Origin of the sequence: Nitrospira sp., assembly GCA_029194665.1 — a bacterium.
Classification (GTDB): Bacteria; Nitrospirota; Nitrospiria; order Nitrospirales; family Nitrospiraceae; genus Nitrospira_D.
Genome location: JARFXO010000003.1, coordinates 506,061 through 530,641, shown reverse-complemented (window position 1 = coordinate 530,641; position 24,581 = coordinate 506,061). Strand labels below are relative to the sequence as shown.

Sequence of the window (24,581 nt, the reverse complement as noted above, 5' to 3'; positions counted from 1 at the left end):
TTGAAGCGACGAACCAGATGCACCACATCTTGCCGGGGTTGTTCATGTATCTGTCACGGTGCAACAGCCCGGCGCCAGCAAACAGAAGCATAAAGGATTGAACGATCCCCCGGTAGGTAAGATTTTCAAATGGCTTGATAGGGTTCTCCGCTGTTACCGCTCCCTCAGACTTTCTTTCACGGATTTCAGCAAGGGACTCAGTAGATATTCAATGATGCGGCGCTGACCGGTCTTGATTTCAACTGTCACCGCCATACCGGGCGAAAGATTGACCTGTTTACCTTCCACTTGGATTGTCGACCGATCCATGGTGACTCTCGTTGGGTACAGCAGCCCGACTTTTTCGACGGGAGCCGCATCGTTGGAAACCGTCAGCACGTGACCGCGGATCGTGCCATACAAGGTGAATTGAAATGTTTCGACCTTGATCTCAACCGGCTGTCCCTCCCGCACAAATCCCACATCCATATTTTTGACCTGCGCCTCCACTTCGACCGGATGGTCTTGAGGTACGACAATGAGCAACTGCTGCGCCGGAGTGACGACGCCACCGATGGTATGCACGGCTACCTGCTGCACGACGCCGTCGATCGGCGAGGTCAGTCGCTGCAAACCAGTCTTTTGACTAGCCTTCGTGACCTCTTGCGCGAGAGAGGCCGCTTTGGTTTCGAGAACCGACAGTTCTGCCTTTTTCGTCTGCTGAAATTCCGAGATCATAGCCCCATGTTGCGTTTCCGCCTCGGCGAGCGCGGCCTGATCTTGTTGGAGTTTCTTCTTTTGGCCGGCGAGTTCCTGCACCTTGTCGATCCGTTGCTCTTCTGCCTGTAGAAAGTCCATCTTGCTCACTGCCTCGTGTTCGAGCAGCCTTTTATAGACCTCGGCTCGTTCAACCTCCATGGGTACGGTGGCTTCCAAACGGAGAATATTTTCTCTCGTTTGCTCGATCACTGCGAGGCGCTGATCCACAAGATGCCGGGAGGCTGCAACCTTGGCGTGGTATTCGGCCAGCTGGTCCCTTAGCAACTGCTGTTGCAGTCCGACGTAGGCTCCATCTGCACCGAGAGGTGCCTCGAAAGTGACCTGCTCCTTGATCAGAGCCCGCAATCTGGCCGCATCCACCTTCGCCGCGAGGTATTCGTTGAACGCCCGGTCATAGTCGGCACGGTTAAGGGTCGAATCAAGCTCGATCAACACCTCGCCCCGCTTCACTGCCTGTCCATCCTGCACATGGATCGATGCAATGACCGCTGCTTCGTACGGCTGAATGATTTTCGAGTAGCCGCTGGGGATGATCTTGCCTTGCGCGGTAGCCACAATATCGATCCACCCGAAGACGGCCCACAACCCCGCCGTAGTGAAGACAGCCAGTATCGTCCAGACGAGCGCTCGACCGATCGGGGACGGGGGAACCTGCTGGATTTCCAACACGGCCGGTAGAAATTCCATGGTTCGTCTGTCGGAATCAGCCGAACCGACTGGTCGGCATGATTCGGCTTGCCACACCGCCCTCCACACCGTCCAATGTCTGCCGAACGCTCCGGAAGCCATCTGAGAGTCCCCTATTCCTTGCCAATCTGCTGCGCCTGTAATCGCGCATAGAAGCCATCACGACGGAGGAGTTCAGCATGCGATCCCTCCTCGACGATCTCTCCCTTGTCGACGACATAGATGCGATGGGCAGGCCGCACCGTACTCAGCCGATGTGTAATGATGAAGACCGTACGCTCCTTACAGATCTGCGCCATGTTCCGCTGGATCACCGCTTCGGATTCGTAGTCCAATGCGCTGGTCGCTTCATCGAAAATCAGAATACGAGGGTTCGCGACCAAAGCCCGCGCAATGGCGATCCGCTGACGCTGCCCACCTGAGAGCGTGCATCCGTGCTCGCCGATCAGCGTGTCGTAGCCCTCCGTCAATTCAAGGATGAACTCATGAGCCCCAGCTATTTTAGCGGCCTGGATCACCTGCTCCATCGGCAATCCGGGATCGGTCAGCGCGATGTTGCTTCGGACTGAGCCGTTGAACAAGACATTCTCCTGCAGCACGACTCCCACTTGCCTGCGCAGCCATGCAGGATCGACCTGCGCCAAATCCGTTCCATCCACCAAAATGCGTCCCCGCTCCGGCACATAGAGACGCTGCAGCAATTTGGCAATGGTGCTTTTCCCGGATCCTGAACGTCCGACGATGCCGATGACCTGTCCAGGTTCAACGGAAAAAGACATCTTTCTGGTGACTTCCTGCCCATCAGGCCGGTACCGAAACGTCACTTCATCGAATCGTACCTGCCCCATGACCCGAGGCAACGTCGTTCGATTCGGGTTATACGATGGTTCGGGCTGAGTATTGAGCACATCGCCCAACCGTTGCATCGAGATGCCCACTTGTTGAAATTCCTGCCAGAGATTCACCAATCGTAGAAGTGGCCCTGTCACCTGTGCCGACAACATATTGAATGCGATCAGCTGCCCGATACTTAGATTTCCATCGATCACACGATAGGCGCCCATCCACAGCACTGCGACGGTGGTCACCTTTTGGACACAAGTTGCGGACTGACCGGCAATCATCATCACGCTCGTCGCGCGAAAACTCGCCCGCACATAGCCTGCCAATTGCTCTTCCCATCTCCGTACCAGTGGAGGTTCGACCGCCATGGCTTTGACGGTCTGGATCCCGCTGACCGTTTCAACGAGGAACGCCTGGTTTTCGGCGCCTCGGTTGAACTTTTCATGTAAACGCGTCCGGATCGCAGGAGTTATAGCAATCGACAGCAGTGCATAGACTGGAAGCGAAGCCATGACGACGAGCGAGAGCGTGGGGCTGTATGCCCACATGACCGTTAGAAAAACGGCAGTGAACAGGACGTCCAGCACCACCGTCACGGAATGGCTGGTCAAGAATTGACGGATCTGTTCCAACTCGCGTACGCGGGCGACCGTATCGCCGACCCGTCTGGCTTCAAAATAGGACATGGGGAGCGTCAGGACATGCCGGAAGAGTTGGGCGCCCAGACTCACATCGATCCGATTCGTCGTATGCGAAAACAGGTAGATCCGGAGCCCGCCTAGAATCGCTTCGAAGATTGCCAGCGTGATCATACCGATCGCCAACACATGGAGCGTCGTGAACCCCTTGTGTACGAGTACTTTATCGATGACAACCTGTGTAAAGAGTGGCGTCAACAGGGCAAAGAGTTGAAGAAAGAACGACGCGACCAACACTTCACCGAAAAACTTGCGGTATTTGACGATGGCGGGGACGAACCAAGTGAAGTCGAACGTGAGGTCTTGGTGACGGACAGGGGCTCGTTTAGTAAAGAGTAACAGTTCCCCGGTCCATGTCGCTTCAAATTGCTCGCGAGAAAGCGCGAGCGGCCGTGCTTCGACCGGATCCTGGACTAGTGCCTTCTCTTCTTGGACCTTCGCCAGAACGACATAGCGGCCATCAGTTCGCTTTACCATGGCAGGCAGCGGTGTTTTCTGGAGTTTGCTCCATGCGGTCTTGAGTAGACCGGCCTTGAGTCCCACATGCTTTGCGGCACGGAGGATGTCCGCATCGGAAAACACCTGCCCAGACCGCGCGAACTGATGCCGCAGCTGCGAACCATCGGCGGGAAGATCGTGAAAACGAGCGATGATCAGGAGGCAGATCAAGCCGTTGTCGGCTGGCGCCCTGTTCACAGAAGCAGCGGAAGCGTTATGCGGTAGGTGCGGTCCGGAATGGTTCATGCGATCCACGGTTGTATCGGCTCAGCGCGCAAGAGAAATCGTTACCACCTTCTGTGGTTGCACATTATGGAGCACCTGACCTGGTTCAAAGTCTTTCCGAGGCGCTCGGTTCCACGGCCTCTGGATAAAATCGCTGAGGGCCGATTGTACCAACGGATCGGAACTATTCTGGCTTCTCTTAGAGGGGGGACAGTCCAACGGAAGTGGGTACGAACAAGGACGGACGAGGGGGGGAGCAAACGGACATTTCTAAAGTAGGTTGACACTTAGGGAACAGTTGCTTGATTGTTCGCACACGTCAGGCTTAGCCTAAGAGGCCTAGGCTTATAAAGACGCTTCAATGGGAACCGTTTCTCAATTTAAGATCGAGCTGCAGCAGGAGGAAGACGTCCGGTGGATCAGCGAAGTCCCGGCATTACCGGTGTGATGGCCTACGGTCAAACCCGTGCTGCCGCCCTTCCTTCAGTGCAGGCTCTTGCGCTCCGAACCATGGCCAACCGCCTCGAAAACGATGAGGCAGTCCCGAGGAATTACTCGACGTTTCCTTCATTGCGGCATGAGCCGCTAACCTTCAACACCGGCTTCTCACCTACTCTTCACACTTCTTCGAATCGGCCGGCAGATCAAGCGCTCCACGGGGTCACATCGCGTCCTCCAACGAACAGGGCGAGCGGATGTGGTCTTTTCCTTTCACGCTCGCGATGAAATCGGCCCCCGCATGTTCGCTCGCCTAGCCAAAGTAACCGGACTCACTCCGGACGATCTGTGGTGAGGAAAGTACGTATTCATTTTTGTTATAAAAACACTCCCGGCACCTTTTTAGCCCTTCGGAGTCTCGATGGCTGTTTTCTATCACCAGTCGTGAATTATCCGGGCTAGGAGTCCGTCCGACATTGCCCTGAGCGAACTATGAATTTGACCGCGGAGTCAGCTTGTATTCGGCTGCACATGGTCGGCACTGAGCCCTGTCGCTATCTCTGTCTCCTCCGGTTCGCTTTCCGGCTGCCGCACAGCATGCGCAGGCGGTGTCCGGGACCTCGGGGCCGATGAGCGAGGGCCCGCCAGAGCTTCAGGACATTATGGGTGGTACAGATCAGCGCCCACTCGCCCCGCACCTGCCGCATCCCCCGCAACAGGAATTGCCGATAGCCACGCCCCTGCTTGTCAGCGGTCATGCAATAATCCCCAGATGTGGTCAATGAATTCTCCCCACCCTCTCACCGAAGGAGGGATGTGATGGAACTTGACGATAGCAAGGAGACAACGATCATACCGTCCCAGGTAGACCACACTCGGGAGGTATGTATGGTGGATCAAGAGCGGTGGGCGGAGATTCGACGGTTGCGTCATGAAGAGCGGGGATCCATTTCAGGGATTGCGCGGCGGTTGGACCTGGATCGGAAGACCGTGCGGCGCAGTCTGCAGCAGACGACGTGGCAACCCTATCGCCGAGCGGCGATGACGGAGACGCTGCTGACCGCCCATGCCGACTTTGTGCGGACCCGTGCGTCGCAGGTTAATTATTCGGCGCGGATTCTCTATCAGGAACTGCGAGCGAGCCACGAGTACATCGGCAGTTATGAGACGGTGAAGCGAGGGGTGGCGCCGCTGCGTGAGGGTCAGCTGCAGGCGGAGCGGGCCCTCCTCCGCTTTGAGACACCGCCGGGCCAGCAGAGTCAGATTGATTGGGGCCAAGCCACCGTGCCCTTCCGCGCCGGCCCGACGGTGGTGCACGTGTTCGTGTTGACGTTGGGGTTCAGCCGACGTGGGTTCTATTACGCCTGTGCCGATGAGCGGCTGGCGCAGTTTCTCGAGGCCCATGAACGGGCTTTTGCGCATTTCGGTGGCCACACGCGAGAGCATCTGTATGACCGACCGCGAACCGTCTGTTATGCGGATGAGACGGGGCGGCGGCTCTGGAATCCCACCTTCAAAGCCTTCGCCGACTATTGGGGCTTTGAGCCGCGCGTGTGTCGGCCCTATCGGGCCCAGACCAAGGGTAAGGTCGAATCCGGCGTGAAATATCTGAAACGGAACTTTCTGCCGGGACGAACGTTTGTCGATCTGGTGGACTTTCAAACCCAACTTGACGAATGGACCGCGACAATTGCCGACCGCCGCATCCATGGCACGACGCATGAGGAGCCACTCGTCCGGTTTGCGCGAGAACGCAACCACCTGGTCCCGCTGGCGGACCAGCGCGCCTTCCAGCAGGAGGCGCGCGTCTCACGGATCGTGGCCGAGGACTATTTGGTCAGCCTGGCGACGAACCGCTACTCCGTGCCCTTCCGGCTCATTGGTCAGCGGGTTGAAGTGCAACGACGGGGGGACACGGTCCACATCTTTCACCGTGACCAAGAGATCGCGACGCACCCGGTGCTCCCGGGCCAGCACCAATTCCGAATCCAGCCCGAGCACGGCCCTGGAGCCAGTGCGCGTCTCGCCCGCCACCGTCGGTCCACGGTGAGCGATCGGTCCCCTCGCCCCGATGCCTTGCCGGAGGTCGAAGTGCGGGATCTGGCCTGGTACGAGGCGGTGTGTGAGCGCACGGCGTCGCAGGAGGGGCGGCCATGAACGCGGCGCAACTGGAACGGCTCCGTGACCAACTCACGCGCCTACGGCTCTTGAAGAGTCGGGAGCGGCTGGAGGCCCTCTTACAAGAAGCGGCCGTCAAGGAGCTGCCCTATGCCGACTTCCTCGACCAGGTGCTCGGCGAAGAAGTCGCGTCCAAGACCGCGAAGAACATTGCGATGCGGACGAGTTTGGCGCGATTTCCATTCGTCAAGAGTCTGGAGGTCTTCGACTTCAGCTACCAGCCTTCGTTGGATAAGAAGCAGATTCAGCAGGTGGCGACCTGCCACTTCATCGAGCACGGCGAGAATGTCGTGATCTTGGGGCCGCCCGGTGTGGGCAAAAGCCACCTGGCCATCGGGCTAGGGCTGCAAGCCATTGCCCAGGGCTATCGGGTGTTGTTCACGACAGCCGCCGCCATGATCGCTACGCTGACTCGGGCGCTCACGGAGAATCGGCTGGAGGACAAGCTGAAGCTCTATACCATTCCCCGGTTGCTGATCATTGATGAGATCGGCTATCTGCCCATTGACCGCACCGGGGCCAACTTGTTCTTTCAGCTCATCTCACGCCGCTATGAGAAGGGGCCGATGATTTTGACCAGTAACCAGAGTTTCGGGGCTTGGGGCGAGGTGTTTGGCGACCGGGTGCTGGCGACTGCGATCCTGGATCGGGTGCTCCACCACGCGATCACCATCAACATCCGGGGCCATTCCTACCGGCTGAAGGAGAAACTCAAAGCCGGACTTGTGCGGGTCGAAGAAGCGTCAACGACAACCTAACGGGGTGGGGAATTTTCGATGACCATAACTGGGGCAATTTGGATGACCCTTGACACTTTGCGTTGGGCGTAGCATTGTCGCCCGCGTTGCGTACGGAGCGTACGGCGCATCCGATCGGCCACCGACAGTCCCGCTGGCGGGCAGCCACGGGATGCCCTCGGCACGGTCTGGCTGTGAAGCTGGCGGTCCGGCGGGATCAGGGGCCAGCAGCCCAGTGCGGTGAGGGCCGTGACGTTCACCTCGCTGAAATACCCCGCGTCCATGCTCACGGTCCGGGGCACCTGCTCGGTATTGGCGAGGACCTGGGTGAGCATCGGCTGGGCTTGCTGCTTGTCATTCGACTCATCAGTGACGTCGGCGGCCACAATAATCTGGGCCCTCGCATCGACGGCCGCTTGGCAGTTGTACCCTTGCACGACACTCCCCTTGGCGTCCGACGCTGGCATGATCCGGCTCTCCGGGTCGGTGAAGTTGCGCTGGGCCTTCGGATGGGGCACCGGGCTGGGGGGCTGCGGCGGCCGACCCCGGCGCGGTCTTTCTGTCTGGCGAGCCTCCTGAGCCGCCTGCGTGAGAGCAGCCTCAGCCTGGGCCTCCTGCTCCAGCACCGCTTTGGCGGCCCGAATCGTCTGGAGCCGCTGTTCGCGCCGGGCGAGTTCGGCGGGCAGTTCATCGCCGCGCCGATCCGGACCATAAGTCGCATCATCCCGGGCATCGGCGACCTCAGCCTGCTTGAGCAAGGCTGCCACCTCCGCCTGCAGCCGCGCTTCCTCCGTCACCATTCGCCCGTAGCTCATCGCCTTGTGCTTCGAGGCATTCGCCTTCACCTTCGTGCCGTCCAAGGCGATGTGGCCCAGCTTGACCAAGCCCGCCCGTTGGCAGAGTTTCAACACCTGCACAAACAGGGCGGCCAAGGCAGTCAGATGCTGTTTCCGAAAGTCGCTGATCGTCCGGAAATCCGGCCGCTGGTTCGCCGCCAGCACGCGAAAGGCCACATCCTCTTCCAGCTCGCGCGCAATCTGCCGCGACGCCGGAATGCCGACGGCGTAGGCATAGAGCAGCACCTTCACCAGCAGCTGGGGATGATACGGCGCCGTGCCGCGCGTCACCCCGCCATAGGTCGCGAGAATGGGATCGAGGTTCAAGGCCTCCATCAGATCCGCCAGGAAGTAGGCCAGGTGGTCCTCCGGCAACCAGTCCTGCGGAGATGGCGGCAACAGCCACAAGTCGTCGGGCTCGTAGGGGCGAAACGTCCGTGTCGTCATCACACAGCCTCCTCACTCATCACTACGTAGATACACGCATCAGCGGCGGCACGCAAGTGCGAGGGCTAATGTCGGACAGGCTCCTAGGAAAGCGATAATGTCACTGACCGAGTTCTTGTAGAGATCAAACCCGTACCCAACTGCCAATGTTTGCCCGCTACCAGTTGGCTCAGTATACGGCTGAATTCCTTTTGGGGTTGGCCGACCTGGTACCGGAAATGTGAGCCCCTGTTCTCCACTTAATACAAGCGCATACAAGGCATCGCCTTCTCTCTGCTTCACAAAGTCATTGCGGTCAGCAAGGTACGACCCTCTCGTCCAGTCAGTATGCAAATTTGTGAGTGCCATGTCGCGTTTCCCTTCCGCCGGTAATAATCTACAATTGTCGGCGTTCTATGTAACACACCTCTTCAAGCTGCGAGGACTTCGTCTCATCCCGTCGATAGCGCACAATCACGTGCCACGCGCTTCCACCCTCATCACAGCAAAGACCGTGAAGGTTCAAGTATGTCTTCCCGCCAAACACGAACGGATGAATCCATACAACACCCCCCACTCCATGCAACTGCATGCCACCCCGCTTGCCCTTGAACAGCGGGAGCTTTTTGAGTTCGTACCATTCTCCCGTATAGCTGAGATCTTCCAGCAATCCCTCCTGATCAACTTTTGATGGATTCACCAGCTTGTCGTAGATCCCGGACCGTGGCGCATCGCTTCGGAAAATAGAGAGCGTATCGCTGCGAATACCCCCAAGACACCCACTCAGCTTAGTGACAATCTCTGCTCGTCCATCGTTGTTGATATCGAACCGTGCCCAGCGCAGGACATGGCAGTCGGTTTCATGAAATACTGACGCATCCTGGAACTGCTCGCCAAGACTGCGCACAGGCTCCCACTGTACGAACCACCGATGGTGCGGGCGATCTTGAATCCAATGCTCGTTATATTCTTCCGCTAACACTTCAGTAATCGCGGGACAGAGCGTCTTGTCCTCGCTCATTTTCAGCGTGAAATAAAAATGATGCGGCCCCTTCCCCTCAGTGAGTGCCGCCCCCCACAACAACCAGAGCAACCCCAGTGCCAAGCTCAAACCTGTACGTCGTTGTTTCATGCCGCGATCCTTTCCATCGTCCTTGTGCTATCCACCCACCCGAAGGGATCAATCAACCGAATTCCAAACTGTCCGCTCTGGAAATCCTCATTGACGGTCAGGATCTGTGTGCCGTTCAGCTTTACCACGAGATCCGTTCCCGACATCTCGTACCTGATCGTGCCATCAGCACTGACCCAGTCCGTATGCCCAGATTTCTTCACCCCACCGCTGAGCATCTGCCCGTTGACAAAGATCACACCATCAGCATCGGAGTCCTCAATCCGATCATGGTCGTCACCCATGGACCACCGATAGGTATCGAACCCCTCACCGCCTTCAAGTCGGTCATCGCCAGCTCCGCCATACAGTCTGTCTTCGCCGGCGCCTCCATACAGCACATCCTCCCCACCATGCCCGTACACAAAGTCGTTACCCCCTTCACCGAACAAGAGATCGTTCTGGCTCAAGTCCAGACTCCCATATTCATCGAGAGTGTTACTGAACTCCGTGCCCACCAAGACTTCACCGTTGATTGTGTGACCTGAGGAAAACTCTGCAATGACTGGTGCTTTGGCAGGATTGATCACCCGCGCCATAAACTCGGTCAGCGCATCCGCATTGGCTGAAGTAATTTGTGCCTTATTCGGCGCAACAAAGAAAGTATAGGCCTGCAGCACTTCTTTCGCATCGGCCAGATCAGTCGTCGTGGTACCGGGTGCATACCCACCGGCGACTTCGACCACATTGGCAAAGCGTCGAACCGGATCATGAGGCGTTTGCCGAGCTTGTTGTGTGTGAAAGTAAAAGTTCAGCAGATCACCAACACCCAAGTCGCCCTGCTTGGTAATCCTGAACACCGTCTGCCCCTGCACAAAGCGAGCGAGCGCTCCACCCTGACTCATAGGGGGATTGGGAAGTTCAATGTTGTATTGGTTGTCAAAATCAGAGAGAAAGAGCTTCCCCAAGTCGCTTTCTAAAAACGTGCGGTCTGGTCCAGATGTTAAATTGATAACGGCGTTTGCTTTGTTAAGAAGAAGTCCCAAATGGGGGTCGAGTGCATCGTCGATCGCTTGGACACCATAGGAACTGCCTAAGGCCTGGTTAATCTTTGCCTTATCAGACGGATTCAGACTTATTCCGCCAGGCTGGATCGCCAAGCTACGGAGACGGAGCACCTCGGTGTCGTTTGAACGCCCAGTTGCCGGATTCCCATCATCCACAATAAAGCTGCCGCTGATGGTAGCGTTTTCAAGAATCTCTTTTAAGAGATTTTGTCCATCACTATTTGATGATAGGTCAAATTGAGGAACCCCGAATGAATAGCCGCTCTTGCCAACAGCGAAGCTAAGCGTGTAGGGCGATGCCCCGCTGAGTTCGTTTTGAAGGAACAAATCGTTCAGCAATCCCTTCAAGCGTATTTCGTCAGGTGTCCCTGTAAACGGCATGGTTACTTCCCCCCTTTCACATCCATCAAATGGCGATAGAGATCATCTTCGTACCGCTGCCAATCGCGATTGCCTTCTTCGCGGCTACCATAACCTTCCGACGATCCAAATGTCTGGAGGTTGTCAACGAATATTCGTCGGTTTAACAGCTTCGACTTTGTCTTGAACTGCTCGTCAAAACGGATCACAAGCCCATGATCTCTGTCTACCACTAGAAATGTGTCGTCCTCCAAAGGAACAAGGCTCGCCCGAATTGCTTCCACCTGATATGTAAAATCTTCTCCGTCATAACAATCTTCGCGAACAGTGAACCGCTTGGGCTTGCTCAAAATATAAAACAAGTATGTCTGAGCGATCAGTTTCCCTTGTGCGTCCTTCAACAGAAGGAGACGTTCAGTACGCTCAAAACAGCCTTTGCTCTGTCTAATTACATCACTCACACTTTCCAGAATCTTTCCGCTCGATAAGGTGACTCGTCAAACTGAGTGGATAATACCCTCATGCGGCTCAACGCGCTGATGCCCAAAGAATGTGATTCCGTAAGTCTCTGCCTCAAGAATATTCGCCTCTCGTTTTTTAAGTTCCTTGCTGTTGAGCTCGTACGAGATGCGAACGTCGCCATCCGATTGGATATCGGCCTGCAGATATTGCATGGCTCGATGAGGAAGCGGCGTGACCCAATCCCACACATTCGGATACGGAGGATATTTCGTGACGACGTCTGCTTTGTTAGTCGTGTCGCCTGCCTGTGCCATCTCCCACACCCACGCCGATTCTGTGAACGCGACACAAAGCGCCCCTCCCAGAACTAATTGCAGTATCTTGGGTACCTTCACCTTCATCTTTATCCCGCGCTCCTTTTCCAAGGCTTCAACAAAGACAGGCCCATGCCGTCGCATGCCCCTCCCTCTCCTCAGGATTCCGCTGTTGGCTTTTGCTGCCGGGCCTTGCGCAGGCCCACCAGCATCTGCTGAAGCTGCTGCTGCAAACGCACCAGGGCACTGACATCCATAGCGACGCGAGTGACGAGATGGCCATCTAAGCCTTTCGGTGCGGCTTGGCCGTCCTTCGCTGTCTTCGCAACGGCAGCTAACAGGGCTGGTTCGATGAAGCCGAAGTCGAGATAGGCAATCCCCTGTGCAACACCGACATTGGTGTAGTTCGCCGCGCGTGGATGCGCTGAGGATTCGGAAGGTTTCAATTGGACATTCAAGGCAATGGTGGTGTCTTTGAGTTCATTCATCGCGAGAGACTCCTTGGTAAGAAATGACAAAATCGAATGGAAAGAACCATGGATCGCCTCGGCATTGTCCGCTTCATAAGACGAGTGTGCCAGTGATTATTACTTTTGGTCCGGTTAAGAACAGTCGGACGCAACATCTCTCTTTTGCAAGGGGCTGCGAGTCGATCGGCCGTGTTCGTGTTTTCCTTCACTGAAGATCATTCTTGAACAGACATGACCAGCCGCGACCCTAACGTTGGACTCTTCTGAGTTGAAAAGACTCCCGGACCCTTTTTAGTCTTTTGGGCGAAAACCTGCATCTACTTCTTGTCATAGGGGGCAGCCGTGCGTCCGTGATACACTATCGTCGTTGGACGCCTGCGAAAGGATCTTATGGATTTTGTATCACACGGCCTCTGGGGTTCAATTGCGTTCGGTCGAAGAAGCCGATCGAGTTTCGGGCTGGCATTTGCCATCGGGATGGCCCCTGATCTTTTTTCATTCGGGGTCCTGTACGTTGCTGCCACATTCGGCTTATCGCCGAAGCCCGATTTCAGTCGCGGCACTCCCCTGGAATCGACGATTCCTCAATATGTCCATCACCTCTATCATTACACTCATAGCTTCATCATATTTCTTACCGTCTTTTTGCTGATATGGCTTTTCCTGAAACGTCCGGTCTGGGAATTGGGAGCGTGGGGACTCCATGTCCTAGCCGACGTGCCGTTGCATTCGTACGCCTTTTTCCCAACTCCGGTACTGTGGCCCCTCTCTGACTGGAAATTCGACGGATGGCAATGGATGACGCCAGGTATTCTCATCACCAACTTCGCGCTACTGACACTGCTCTATGTCTGGTATACCCGGAAGTTGTTCCTGGCTAGGAAGAAAGAGGAGGCTCGGCCAGAAGCCATTTCGCGAGCCACATGAGTTCCAATTCACACGGTCTAATCACATTAACTGGACGCTATATCCCTCTTTTTTGAGACGCTTGCTGCGCCTCTTGCATCATCGTCAACAGAGGAGTAGGCTGTCAGCAATCGACCCTTTCGCAAGGGGGATCCGATGCCATTTCTCCTCCTCTTGCGCTCTCTCGTTTCTCTCTCCACCTCGGCCCAATACCGCAGTGATCTGATCCTCAATTTATGTGATTCGACTTCGGCGTCTCGTTCCTATCAGTCACCGATATTTCACACCCTGATGGGGCTAGCTGTGCGACGGCAGAAGAGAACATGGTGTCAGCAGATTCAGCAAGATAACCTATAGCAAGGAGGATCGCCATGCATTACATCGGCATCTTAGGAGGAGTTGTTGTCGCGCTCGCCTTCGCTGCGACAGCGACTGCCGGGTCGTTTGAGGATAAGGCGCAAGTGACGGTGAGTGGTGCCGAATACATGTTAAACGGATATATCGTCAAGGTCGAAGGGAACGCCTACTGGATCAGGAAGGCGTCGGGCGAGGTAGTTCGCGTCGCAGTCACGGAAGATACTCACCTGATCTGCCCGACTCGCACCGGTAGCAAGGAAGTGAAAATGGAATCGAAGCCTGGCACCGGTTTTCGAATGGGAGACTGCCCATTTATCCGAGGAGACACTGTGAAGGTCGAGGTCACAGATCTCGGCAGCGCGAGCCTCATGCGGTTTGATGCGCCTCCAGCTTCTGAAACTGTCAACCTTGGACTGCCTCAGGGATGGGACGGCTACATGCCCAATGATGGGGTGCTTTCCTTCAAAGCGGGAGCGCACTATCCCGTGTATACCAAGGATGGTCACCCGGTCGGCCATCTCACAGGAACACTGACGGACACCACAATAGGGACCGAGTATGGACTGATCGAGCTAGAAGGAGACGGGCAGATGATGACCGTGCCCAGAACCGCGATGAGACAAGAATGGTCGGAGCCCAACAAACCTCGTGTGGCGTTGCTGATCAACAAGAATCAGCTTGGGGAGATGGCCCCTCCTACGTACCAGGCCACAAACCTTATTTCGGTCTCGGAGGTCCGTGACTACTGGGCAAAGGCCGCACCTCCCGAACCTTTCGCCCCAAGCGAAGTTGACGTGGTCATTGATATCAGCGAAAAAACTTTTCAAATCACAAAAGGTGGGACAGCCCGTGGATTTGCTCTCATGGCAGGGATGCCGGTGGTCATTAAACTTCTCAACCGGGATCTCGTGGCGCACGAGTTCATGTCTACGCTGTTCCGCGATGTCCCATTCCGTATCTCGGGCAACGCGACGGTGGTCAAGACCGCCCGAGCCTCCGGGATTCGCATCGATCCGGGGCAAGCCGTGACTCTTGAGTTTACCGCCCCTGTCGCCAAGCTGGATCAATATGGCGACAAGGCAACCATCTATGATGTCTTCTGGTGCAATGTCCATGGGAAGGAGCATGGACAAACAATGCGCGGGGAATTGGCGATCATAGAGACCAGTGGAATCGGCGGCGGCTGAAGCGATGGCGGTTCAGGTCGCCCGACGCCGGTTCATCCGATCGACGCGGGCGACCTGATTTCTGTTGCGCGATCCGTTGCTCACACTCCCCGAAGGCATGATCTTCTCCCCAGAATGCATCCGTCGACAAAAAGGAGGAGGCCGAAAAGTGCCCTCACGATCGGGATTGATCGCAGTCGTCATCCTGTTCGCATTTGGGATAGGGATGAGGGGAATAGGCTCGGCCGAAGAGCTGCTGTATGAACCGGATGTCGTCGTTGTGATGAAAGACAAGGCCTTTCATGTGGTCAAGGGCGGACCAGTTGAGAATTCTGGACCGAATCCGGCTTTTTCTTTACCAGTCGGGATGGACCTCGCCATCCTGCTCCGGAATGAGGATGAGGTCGCGCATGAGTTCGTCTCGCCATTACTCATGAAGGCGGAAGACATGGAGATCTCAGGCCACGCGACCATCGTCTATACACTGACCGCCTTCGGAGTTCGGGTTGAACCAAAAGATCGCGTCATGCTCCGCTTTAGTGTCCCTGAAGCGAGCTTTGAGCGGTTTCATTTCTGGTGCAATCTTCACGGGAAGTTACTGAGTGACACCATGCGCGGCGAGATCTTTATCCTGGATGCGAAACAACCATCCAAGTAACGGGATCGTCGGAGCTCTAAGTCATATTGACAGGATCGCGAACTGTCAGCGCTGACAAAATAGTCGAGCTGGAGGCACGCCTCGTAGAGCACATGAGTATCTGAGCAAGTCCCGCATCGGAGTATGAGGAAGGAGGGTTGCCATGATCGAGAAAGCAGCTGGACGGATCCTTGGCAAACTCTTGGCCATTCTGCTTGCAGGTATTGCCGTGACTGTTGCGCAGGCGGGAGGGCCGGAGGGAATCCCCCCGGAGTTGGTGGCAGAATACATTCATGCAGTCATTCAGGTCGATCGGAGCATCTATTCCACCCATGTCGTGGAACAGCTACAGGATCGCAAGGTCACTGTGGCGGCGGAAGACTGGAAAGAAAGGGGGGCGTTGCCTCTTCCGGCCCAATTGCTTCAGATGGCGGGTCAAGAGGTTCAGGGGTTAGGCCTCGGTCTCCATGTTCGCCTAGGCAGCTTAGGCCCAATTTACACGAAGAACGGGCCGGTGGATCAGTTTGAACGAACGGGCTTGGAAGCGGTGGTAAAGAATCCCCGGAAACCCTATACGGGAATCATTACAGAAGGTGATAGACGGTATTTCAAGGCAATTTTTGCAGACCGGGCCGTCTCCATGGCTTGTGTAACATGCCATAACAGTCATCCTCTGAGCGCAAAGCGGGACTACAAGCTCTATGATGTGATGGGAGGGATCATTATTTCCTTTCCAGTTCGTTAAGCCCCCACGATTGACCTCGCCCTCCGTGGGGGGTCTTTTCCTGAGCTCACTGCTCTGTCGTCCGGTAACTCTGCCGCTTGTTGTTGACTTGAGGCAAGACCGCCCTGCTCAAATTTCCCGCTTACAGGTCAACCAGCTCAAGAGTTTCTCTCATCCGAGGTGAGGGATTGAGCACGACGCCGGGGGGCTTTGGAAGTGTAAAGGACGCCCCTCGTGATCCATGCTCATTGATGAGATAGGTCTTGCACCCACGGACTTTGAAAAAGTGGATTCCATCCGGTTATTCACCGGTGCAAACACACTTGCAAATAGGATCAGAGCTTTCAAACGACCATTTCCCATGGTCGCCTCCCTCAACCTTTGTCTTCCCCTGCCGCGCATCGCGTAGGCCGACTAACACCTGATAAATCTGCCGCTGCCACCACACCAAAGTGATCACACCCATCGTAATGTGGGTGACCAGATGTCCGTCCAAGCCTTTCGGAGCCGCTTGCCCAGCTTTGCCGTCTTCGCGATTGAAGCCAGCAGCGCCGGTTCGATGAAGCCGAAATCGAGATAGGTTGTCCCCTACGCCACACCGACGTTCGTGGAGTTGACCGCGCGTGGGTGGGCGGAGAACTCAGAAGGTTTCAATCGGACATTCAATGCAATGGTGGTATATTTTGGTTCGCTCATGGGCGCACACTTCTTGGCCGGGGATGACAGAACGGGAGGATGCGACAAGCGCAGGAACGAACAGATGCATTGCGTTCCCAATAAGAAGTGTGCGTGAGTCCAAGAGGCTCTCGGTTGGCTGTCAAGAAAGCTGTCTCTCCATACCGCATTCCGATCTGACCGGATGAACTCTGCACGAAAGTGCTGAGGCATTCTAACTAGTCGAAAGCTGGGGATGGCTGAAGGCGGACGGCCCGCTCCTCCGCCACCGCCCACTCGATCATGACCTGCCTCGCCGTCCAGACAATCGGTGCCATCAAGGGAGGTTCGATAATCCCTGGCAATTCCCGGCTACGCCTCATCGGCAATGTGATCGATGAGAGCGCCCACCACGATATCGTCACCGTCTCCTCCAACGAGGAGATTATGGCTGCGCGCGCTGAAAAGAGCATCATTGTCTCCATTCCCATACGATGTCCTCAACAAAGGAACCCGACCCCTTTTATTCGAACGGAGAGCCATCGTAGAACATCGGCTCTCAATCCGTCGAGGCTTCACACTACGCGCACAAGGCGGTGGAAATGGTTTGGGTCCAATGAGTTGGATGGTTCAATCGTGTTACAAGCGTTCGATCAAACTGTTCCCGCTTCCTGGCGAGTATATGAGCTGAATTCATCCACGCGAATACGCCTGGAGCTGTTTTCCTTGTCGACTCACCAATTGTGCGGCAAGTCGGTCGTCAATTCGCTACCTTGACATTGCCGTCTTCGAGTATTTCATATAGGGCATCGGCAATCAGATCATGTACCGCGACACTTGGATGATTGTCAAATGGACCTGTTTTAACGGCCCGAGAATCATCGAACTTGGCTATTGAAGTTGACAAATCCACGCAGATCAGGTTTTGCGCCCTGCAGAGTGACAACATCCTCGTGTGGATATCCGCGATTTCTGGCCGCATAACCGGAGGAGCTCCGGCCTTCAATGACATATGCGGGTACAGAGTCACAATGACACGGGGTGCCAGCTCCTTCGCCAACATAGTCCAATCCGAAAAATATCGTTCGAATAATAGCCAACCAGCGCTATCCTCTTTGAAATGACTAGACATGTAGATTTCGTATGGGAGAGTAGAAGAAGGAAGTAACGTATCGAGGCTGAAATCCATGAAGAACCACAAATAAGAATACTTTTGCAGGATGGAATGAAAACACAAATGCCGCCAGAGCCTGTCCCTCCGCGGCCGATGCTCCCTTTCCAGTTCAATGTCATTGATGTACCATTGATAGATTATGACATCGGGCTGTAACTCGTAGCCCCATTTCTTCAGCTGCTGGACATGCTCGTCAATCTCCCTACCGGGCCGGGCTAATACCGCCATATCAACCGGCACGTTGGTCTCTCGAAGTCGAGTGAGCAGCCGGTTTGAGAACAGGCGCTCCTCGTTCCTCACGCCCTGCCCCCAGGTGATTGAGTCGCCCTGGATCAAAATTCTTATGTCATTAGCCTGTTTTGGACCAGCCGGCTCCGGCCCTCTGGAAGGGCCATCGAATCGATTGAATTTGACATCCTTTTCAAGCCGCTGAACGATCGGACCCTTATGCGCACTAAAAGATGCCCCTTCCCAAAACACCAGTCGAAGCGTGAGCTCTCCAGCAAGGAAGAAGATTGCGCCGAAAACAGCTACTCTTAGCGTTAGCTTTCCTACTCTTCGAATGAGCGCTCGTTGCGCTTGTTCATCAGGTGAATTGAGAAGGGAGCTCGGTGCCACGAGTAGAGGCATGCTCTCAGGCCTTTTGTCAAGCTGGATGCCACAGTTCGCACAGGTGATCACGATCAAACCTGAGGGGAACCATCCTTCAACAAATGGTTTGTGACAGCTAGGGCAATGATTCATCATCGGAGACATCCAGGTCGCGATGCTCACGATGACCCACAGAAAGCCTGCCACCTTCGCCGCGGCATAGTGAGTCGGAACGAGAATGATGGCGAGCAAGAAACCGCCAATCAAGACCGACCAAAATAACCGGCCCCGCATTCGTATTCTTGCCAGGTTACGCTGAACGTCCTGAACTTCCAGCATCGACTCCTCCAACACGATAAAATGATTGTCAGATGTGCGGGACCGTGTTTCCTACAAAAACTTCCATCGCGCCGGGTTAACTTGCCGCCTGACGCGATAGGAAGTTAGACTCATTTGGACTAGAAAATTGAATAAATCGCCGGTGCGAGCACGCTTCCTTCAAGAAAGAATCCCAGTGCCGCCAGTAGCAACAGAGCGAAGATAACAGGTGCCAGCCAGTAAGATTTTCTTTCGCCGACGAACTGGATAAATTCTCCAACCGTTCCCAGATAGGCTTTTGTTCGGGAGTCAGTCGCCATATATGTTCCTTCCTTTGTTCATGAACCAGATCTCATGCTTTACCGGCCGCGGCTGCTAACCTTGCCCTGATCTGCGAGGACCATTTCATCAGATACAGGCAACACTCTCGAAATGCGATGAAAGACAGGATTGCGCCTGGATAGAACCAAAATCCTCCAAAGCGCGAAGTGAGACCTCCGCACGCTAGGGCGACAAGAAGCGATGAGAAATCGGCAATCGGACCCAACGGCTCGAACACCTGCATGTGCCGGCTATTGCTGAGCAATCCGTCTTTTCGCACCATCTCCTGCTGCCAGGGACGCTTTTCGTACGGCTTCAGCCGATCAGTTTGGGGAACCGCCGGCAGTGAGGTATCCCTCAACACATTGTCGTCGCATGCGTCGATGCAGGCATAGCACTTGATGCATTCGAGATTCGTGACTTTTCCATCAAAATGCCAAATTTCACGACTCACATCGATTCCCTGCGGGCAGGCATTGCTACAATCCCGACACCCTACACACTGAGCGACACGAGTAATCTTCGCTTGAAACGGAGACCGATTCATGAGAGGCACCATGATCGTGACGTAGGGGCAAAGTATCCGGCAAAACGCGCCATGTCCATAGCGAAGGTTGAGGACGATGCTCATGGTGAATTGAATGAACACGGCAAAGCCAAACGCAATAAAGAAATCGTGCCAGGTTGGGCTGATATCAAAGTTGAACCAGGCGGCTTTGGCAAATGCCTTGCCTTCATAGCCCGGTAGATCGGCGAGCGGTGGGGGCGTCATCGGGCTCACTTTCGTCTGAAATCCCGTGTTGTGGATCAAAACAATGACCGGCAATAAGAGCACAAACAAGGCTCCAATTCTGAGCAGCCAGCGATGGGGAGTATTGATGAGCACGTTCTTGTTCCTTATCTCCAAGTAGCGACGGACCTTCAGCTTGAGAAGAACCCAATCCGCAAATTCGATCGCCCCCCGCATGTGGCAGACCCACCCACAAAAGCCACGTCCAAAAATAAAAATCGATCCTAAGATCAGGAGTACCATGATCGAGGCTGCATTGATGGTCCCATTCGCAAGCGACGGGACTCCCATCATGGCCGTCTTGCCCCAGATCTGTACCCCGAAGATGTGCCAAGCAACCATATGGAATGCGATGTAGACGTGCACAAGCGCCAACGCGATCATCCGGTACTTATGCCGTCTCGTCATCGGCAGGTCCCCGGGAGCGGAAACCTTACATGATGCGGCTGAGTCTCGTGAAGGGCTCCGTCTATCAACAGTAATAAGCTGAAGGGGAGGACTCATTTCCGTCGCAACCTGGTTCATTATACTCACCGTCTGAGCTGCCTGGTCTTTATGATCAAAACAGTGAAAGGGACGCCGCTTTTGAATTTTGTAACACTAATTCGCACTCTCCCGTATACCGCACAAGAGTGAGATCAGACAGGATTTAAAGCGTCATGCGTACCTGGGACAAATTCACGTCAATTGTCAGCGTGCGTCACCGCTCCTCGGCGTCGATGCCTAGCAAATTACGATCCCTCCCCGATGATCAGTCGAACCGACTCCTGTTCTAACTCGTTATGCAGAGGGAAGGGCAGGCATCTTGTGAACGCAAACATCCGACCTAGCCTGGGATGGCGTATCTACAACGACAGCAAGAATGGCAGCCGGTAACGGCTTCTGCTCAACAAGAAGGGTGAGAAACAGATCAAGAGGATTCGGATAACCCTCTATTCATTCCGCAGTCACTAGTCGGGCTGGTTATTTTTGGCGCACCTGTGTAATTGTGACACACACGACGTTTCGCCTTGTATCCAGTTGTCTGCCATTCCTTTTAGAAAGGCCTTCATGATTTCGCGCGTCGCCATGTCAGGCAAACACCTTGCTCAACGTGTCGCGCATGAACCAGGACCAAGGATTTTACTGAAGGATACCGAGATCTCGTCGTCGACAATTCCCGAAACGACTCGGATGATGCCGGCGGGAAGGTACCAGATGTCGATCGTCAGCCCTGATGTAGTGCGAGATTCGCATAACATCGACGACAAAGGCTAGGCCCTATCTCGAACCATTGTCCCGCTGCGCGAGATACCCCAGACTATCGTTCCACGTTTCGAACCGTACCGGTCCGCATGAGCCAGCAATCGACCAAGCGAACCGCTTCTGGCTTTCCCCTACCGCACTGACAACGATGCGGGAGTCCTAGATGAGGGCAAACTCAATTTCTCAGGCAGGAATGGCTTCGCCATTCTCGTTCGTACGGTACTGACGGTTGTCTTGTGTGCCGTCCCAGGGTGGTGACGAACGGAAGGCGCAGCATCCTGAAGAGGTTCAAGCAGACGGTAGGGCCGAGATATTCAAGTCCGATGTTCATGCCTAGGTGACCTAACGCGGGCGCGGGACAATAGGTACCGAACGATCGATCCCACCACGACACGTTGAATCCGTAGTTACTGTTTGTCTCGGGCACGTCCTGAGAATGATGAACACGATGCATGTCCGGAGTCACCACCACCCAGCGGAGTAAGCGTTCAAGACCCTGAGGCATCGCCACGTTGCTGTGGTTGAAAAGCGAGGTCGCGTTCAGGACGACCTCAAAGATCACCACGGCGAACGGCGATGCGCCTACGGCCATGACCGCCATCGTTTTCACTACCAATGACAGCATGATTTCCACTGGATGAAACCGAACGCCGCTCGTCACATCCAAATCCAGATCGGAATGATGCACCATGTGGAACCGCCAGAGCAGCGGTACGCTATGGAAGAGCCGATGTTGCCAGTAGATGATAAAATCGAGCGCTAGGATTGCCGTGGCCGTCTCAAGCCACACCGGTCCTTCGACAAGATACAGCAGCCCCCATCCCCAGTCCTGTGTCGCCACTGCTACAGAGACGGCCCCGCCCATGAACAAGAGTCTGGCAATAACAGTATTCAGCGCAACGATCGTCAGATTCCCGCCCCATCTATAGAGCTTCGAAACCGTGAGCGGCCTTCGCGGCGCCATCAGCTCCCACAGCGCCATCAGAATGAGCACCGACAGGTACGATCCAATGCGGATTGTGTCTTGCGTGGTCATCGAATGCTCCTTGTCAGTTGAACAGCGCCCGGCTCAGCTCACCCCCACCGTCACACGCAAGAACGTTGCAGGAATCGAAGTACTATCCTTCTGCGGACTGGTATTGTGGTCCGCGAAGAGTGTCTCCAACTCCTTCAACAGATCACCGCCTCGGCCGCTCTTGTCCGCTGCTTCGAAGGCGTTCATCGTGGGCCCGTAGTATTGTCTGAAAGCCTGGACGAACGCCGAGGGCCTGCCGGGATAATTAAAGGTATAGGTGTCCCGGACGAAGGAAATCTTCTCTTGGGCAACCCCTGCCTTGGTAAATCGCTCGATTGCGTTGGCCTCGATCCCCCACGTCATCGGACTGACGAATCCTTCCGGCGGTGGCGGCGAGTACGAGGCGCTAATTTTCAAGATTTGTGCGATCAAAGTGGGATCATTGGGAATCCAGTTCCCCATCACGATCCGACCACCTGGCTTCGTCACGCGTACCATCTCCTTGGCCACATCGAACGGCTTCGGGGCGAACATGGCGCCAAAGATGCTCACCACAAGGTCAAAGGTGTGATCCGCGAGACCTTGCAGGTTGGTTGCATCGCCTTCCTGAAATCGGCAATTCGTCAGGCCGTGCTCTTGTGCCCGTCGGTTCCCCGCTGCCACGAGATTTCTGGCGATATCCACGCCGAGAACGTCCGCTCCGAGCTTGGCCGCCGGCAAAGCAGTATTCCCATCACCACAGCCAAGATCCAACACTTTCATCCCCTTTGCGACCCCGAGATTTCTCACCAACGCCTCCCCACTTTCACGCATGCTGGCCGCAATCTGAGTAAAGTCGCCCTTTTCCCACAATGCTTGATTTGAATTCATGATGATTCTCCTCTCAATTGATCACGGAGTTCATACGACCGAACATCTCGGCTCATCGGCGGCGCACAGCGCCGTCCGCTGCAACCGGTTGTTCGGTCGTATTCTTGAAGAGCGCGTTCTATTGCCGTTCGTAAACCCGGACCTCTGGATCCGCCAAGAGGTAGGGCTTCAACTCTCTCACAACATCGTTGCCGAACAGCGCGCTCTTCAGGTAGCTTTCTGCCGAAGCGCGTGAATCGAATCCGTGAAGCACCTGCACATCCTCTTCACGGAGAAGCAGCTCCTTGGATTCCGCACCAGGAATCGTCGCGAGAAACGGTGGTTTGTACTTCGAGTACACCGCGCCGGCCTTCGCGCGATCCACGCCAGACACCTTCATCGTGATTTCGAGATATGCATTGATCATGTTGTCCTCCTGTCGGCTTGCGCGGAATCGCCGCGCCGAAACTCCCATAATGGGAGTGCGGGGAACTGGGTGTGTTTGCAAGACCCTCTTCGAGGTCTCCCCTCGATCGTATCGAGTGCATTCAAGGCACGGCGGCCGTCCGTCAAGACGGCTTGGTGCCTGAGATCACGACGGTCTTCGCCCCGTACTTTGCCGACACCTCGCGGGTATCGGCGTCTACGCTCTTAGAAAAGTAGTCCAACGTCCCGATCACGGTGACATTGTTGAAGCCGGCCGCACGAACCAAGGCAAGATAGTCTTCTTCCTGCACTGCGCCTACAATACACTCAGCCCAGAGCTGGGGATCGTTCCTGGATTCCGGCCTGATCGGCTTGCCCAACACGATGTCCGCGATCTGAATTCGGCCACCAGGACGAAGGACGCGGAAGATTTCGGAAAAGGCCTTGGGTTTATCCGGGACGAGATTCAACACCCCGTTGCTGGTGACACTATCGACGGAGGCATCGGGCAGGGGGATCTTCTCAGCGTTCCCTTTCACAAATTCAACGTGGAATGCCCCCATCTTTTCGGCATTCGCGCGGGCCTTGGACAGCATCGCTTCTGTCATGTCCAGTCCGTAGACTTTTCCGCTGGGTCCAACCAGGGTGGAAGCGATTAGGACATCGGTGCCGGATCCGGACCCGATATCCAACGCCCGATCCCCCTGTTGAATGGCGCTGACGGCAAAGGGGTAGCCGACGCCAGCAAACGATTCGACCGCCGTCTCGGGAATCGCGTCCAGCTGTCTGCTCGGATATCCGACGAACAGACAGGCCGGGCGTCCTGTCGGGAAATGGAATTGTCGATCTGGATGGCTGGCAACATCGGTATACATCTCGGATACCGCTTTGAAAATCGACTCCTTTTTCTCTCCGACAAATGCAACCATGACTCGTCTCCTTTCCTATGGCTCCCTCGGGAATCAGCCCATTGAACAGTCGGACCGATTCCATCGATCGGCCGGCAGCACAAGTTCCTGCGAAGCAATCATGGCGTTTCTCGCTTCTGCTTGGTTGTGAACTGATCAAAGAGGGTTTTGATCCGCTTCTCAAATGAGGATCGCATCGTTCCCCGACCCACCTCTCGAAGACGGATCTTCAGTGATCGCTCAAACTCCGCCCGCGAGAAACAGGTCCGGCAGATCTCGAGGTGCTGTTCCACCTCACGGTGCGTCACTGCTCCAACCTCCTGGTCGAGATAGGCCAGCAAGTGCTTTAAGGCTTCTTCACATCCAATAGGCTTCACCTTTTTCATCAATA

24 protein-coding genes are annotated in these 24,581 nt (G+C 55.3%); 6 read left to right on the top strand and 18 right to left on the bottom strand.

The genetic code is table 11. The features are described from left to right. Positions 1-153 precede the first annotated feature (153 nt). The 3 genes from P0119_11995 to P0119_11985 form a co-directional block, all read right to left on the bottom strand. On the bottom strand, positions 154-1,446 hold the full coding sequence (locus P0119_11995) for an HlyD family type I secretion periplasmic adaptor subunit (protein MDF0666777.1): 1,293 nt from the start codon (positions 1,444-1,446) through the stop codon (positions 154-156). Positions 1,447-1,559: 113 nt separating this feature from the next. After that, positions 1,560-3,683 (bottom strand): type I secretion system permease/ATPase, encoded by a 2,124-nt coding sequence (locus P0119_11990; protein MDF0666776.1) that lies wholly within the window; start codon positions 3,681-3,683, stop codon positions 1,560-1,562. Between the two features lie 1,019 nt (positions 3,684-4,702). Next, positions 4,703-4,906 carry a transposase gene (locus P0119_11985; GenBank protein MDF0666775.1) on the bottom strand — a complete coding sequence of 68 codons (204 nt, stop codon included), beginning with the start codon at positions 4,904-4,906 and terminating at the stop codon, positions 4,703-4,705. A 130-nt stretch (positions 4,907-5,036) separates the two neighbouring features. On the opposite strand from P0119_11985, the gene istA reads away from it, so the two are divergent. Beyond that, positions 5,037-6,305: an IS21 family transposase gene (gene istA, locus P0119_11980; GenBank protein MDF0666774.1), complete on the top strand. Its 1,269-nt coding sequence runs from the start codon at positions 5,037-5,039 to the stop codon at positions 6,303-6,305. Then, entirely contained in the window at positions 6,302-7,084 is a 783-nt protein-coding gene (gene istB / locus P0119_11975) for an IS21-like element helper ATPase IstB (protein MDF0666773.1), read from the top strand. The genes istA and istB overlap by 4 nt, the downstream gene beginning before the upstream one ends. On the opposite strand, the gene P0119_11970 is transcribed toward istB, so the two are convergent. From P0119_11970 to P0119_11945, 6 genes are all read right to left on the bottom strand, one after another. Next, entirely contained in the window at positions 7,081-8,346 is a 1,266-nt protein-coding gene (locus P0119_11970) for an IS1182 family transposase (GenBank protein ID MDF0666772.1), read from the bottom strand. The two genes, istB and P0119_11970, sit on opposite strands and share 4 nt — an antisense overlap. A 376-nt stretch (positions 8,347-8,722) precedes the next feature. After that, a complete protein-coding gene (locus P0119_11965; protein ID MDF0666771.1) occupies positions 8,723-9,457 on the bottom strand; it encodes a hypothetical protein in 735 nt (244 codons plus the stop codon). Next, the gene (locus tag P0119_11960; GenBank protein MDF0666770.1) at positions 9,454-10,884 is read right to left on the bottom strand and encodes a calcium-binding protein; all 1,431 of its coding nucleotides are present in this window, start codon (positions 10,882-10,884) and stop codon (positions 9,454-9,456) included. The genes P0119_11965 and P0119_11960 overlap by 4 nt, the downstream gene beginning before the upstream one ends. Before the next feature lie 2 nt (positions 10,885-10,886). Next, complete coding sequence (locus P0119_11955) at positions 10,887-11,324, bottom strand: hypothetical protein (protein ID MDF0666769.1); 438 nt, start codon at positions 11,322-11,324, stop codon at positions 10,887-10,889. A 36-nt stretch (positions 11,325-11,360) separates the two neighbouring features. Further along, positions 11,361-11,783 (bottom strand): hypothetical protein, encoded by a 423-nt coding sequence (locus tag P0119_11950; protein ID MDF0666768.1) that lies wholly within the window; start codon positions 11,781-11,783, stop codon positions 11,361-11,363. A 14-nt stretch (positions 11,784-11,797) separates the two neighbouring features. Continuing rightward, positions 11,798-12,127 carry a hypothetical protein gene (locus P0119_11945; GenBank protein MDF0666767.1) on the bottom strand — a complete coding sequence of 110 codons (330 nt, stop codon included), beginning with the start codon at positions 12,125-12,127 and terminating at the stop codon, positions 11,798-11,800. A gap of 372 nt (positions 12,128-12,499) precedes the next feature. On the opposite strand from P0119_11945, the gene P0119_11940 reads away from it, so the two are divergent. The 4 genes from P0119_11940 (at position 12,500) to P0119_11925 (ending at position 15,920) form a co-directional block, all read left to right on the top strand. After that, entirely contained in the window at positions 12,500-13,036 is a 537-nt protein-coding gene (locus P0119_11940; protein ID MDF0666766.1) for a hypothetical protein, read from the top strand. 350 nt (positions 13,037-13,386) lie between these two features. Then, positions 13,387-14,559, top strand: coding sequence for a hypothetical protein (locus P0119_11935; GenBank protein MDF0666765.1), 1,173 nt, complete (start codon positions 13,387-13,389; stop codon positions 14,557-14,559). Positions 14,560-14,707: 148 nt separating this feature from the next. Next, positions 14,708-15,196 (top strand): hypothetical protein, encoded by a 489-nt coding sequence (locus P0119_11930; protein ID MDF0666764.1) that lies wholly within the window; start codon positions 14,708-14,710, stop codon positions 15,194-15,196. Positions 15,197-15,338: 142 nt separating this feature from the next. Then, a complete protein-coding gene (locus P0119_11925) occupies positions 15,339-15,920 on the top strand; it encodes a DUF3365 domain-containing protein (protein ID MDF0666763.1) in 582 nt (193 codons plus the stop codon). Positions 15,921-16,792: 872 nt separating this feature from the next. Here P0119_11925 and P0119_11920 read toward each other — a convergent pair. The 9 genes from P0119_11920 to P0119_11880 all read right to left on the bottom strand — a co-directional run bounded on the left by P0119_11920 (position 16,793) and on the right by P0119_11880 (position 24,576). Beyond that, positions 16,793-17,044, bottom strand: a complete 252-nt coding sequence (locus tag P0119_11920) for a hypothetical protein (GenBank protein ID MDF0666762.1) — start codon at positions 17,042-17,044, stop codon at positions 16,793-16,795. Between the two features lie 269 nt (positions 17,045-17,313). Then, positions 17,314-18,657, bottom strand: coding sequence for a hypothetical protein (locus tag P0119_11915; protein ID MDF0666761.1), 1,344 nt, complete (start codon positions 18,655-18,657; stop codon positions 17,314-17,316). Positions 18,658-18,776: 119 nt separating this feature from the next. Next, complete coding sequence (locus tag P0119_11910; protein ID MDF0666760.1) at positions 18,777-18,956, bottom strand: DUF5989 family protein; 180 nt, start codon at positions 18,954-18,956, stop codon at positions 18,777-18,779. A 32-nt stretch (positions 18,957-18,988) separates the two neighbouring features. After that, the gene (locus P0119_11905) at positions 18,989-20,155 is read right to left on the bottom strand and encodes a 4Fe-4S binding protein (GenBank protein MDF0666759.1); all 1,167 of its coding nucleotides are present in this window, start codon (positions 20,153-20,155) and stop codon (positions 18,989-18,991) included. A gap of 1,012 nt (positions 20,156-21,167) precedes the next feature. Then, positions 21,168-22,028, bottom strand: a complete 861-nt coding sequence (locus P0119_11900) for a sterol desaturase family protein (GenBank protein MDF0666758.1) — start codon at positions 22,026-22,028, stop codon at positions 21,168-21,170. 33 nt (positions 22,029-22,061) lie between these two features. Next, a complete protein-coding gene (locus P0119_11895; GenBank protein MDF0666757.1) occupies positions 22,062-22,877 on the bottom strand; it encodes a class I SAM-dependent methyltransferase in 816 nt (271 codons plus the stop codon). A 118-nt stretch (positions 22,878-22,995) separates the two neighbouring features. Then, positions 22,996-23,283, bottom strand: coding sequence for a hypothetical protein (locus P0119_11890; protein ID MDF0666756.1), 288 nt, complete (start codon positions 23,281-23,283; stop codon positions 22,996-22,998). A gap of 142 nt (positions 23,284-23,425) precedes the next feature. Then, entirely contained in the window at positions 23,426-24,211 is a 786-nt protein-coding gene (locus tag P0119_11885; GenBank protein ID MDF0666755.1) for a methyltransferase domain-containing protein, read from the bottom strand. Between the two features lie 98 nt (positions 24,212-24,309). After that, positions 24,310-24,576 carry a zf-HC2 domain-containing protein gene (locus tag P0119_11880; protein ID MDF0666754.1) on the bottom strand — a complete coding sequence of 89 codons (267 nt, stop codon included), beginning with the start codon at positions 24,574-24,576 and terminating at the stop codon, positions 24,310-24,312. Positions 24,577-24,581 lie beyond the last annotated feature (5 nt).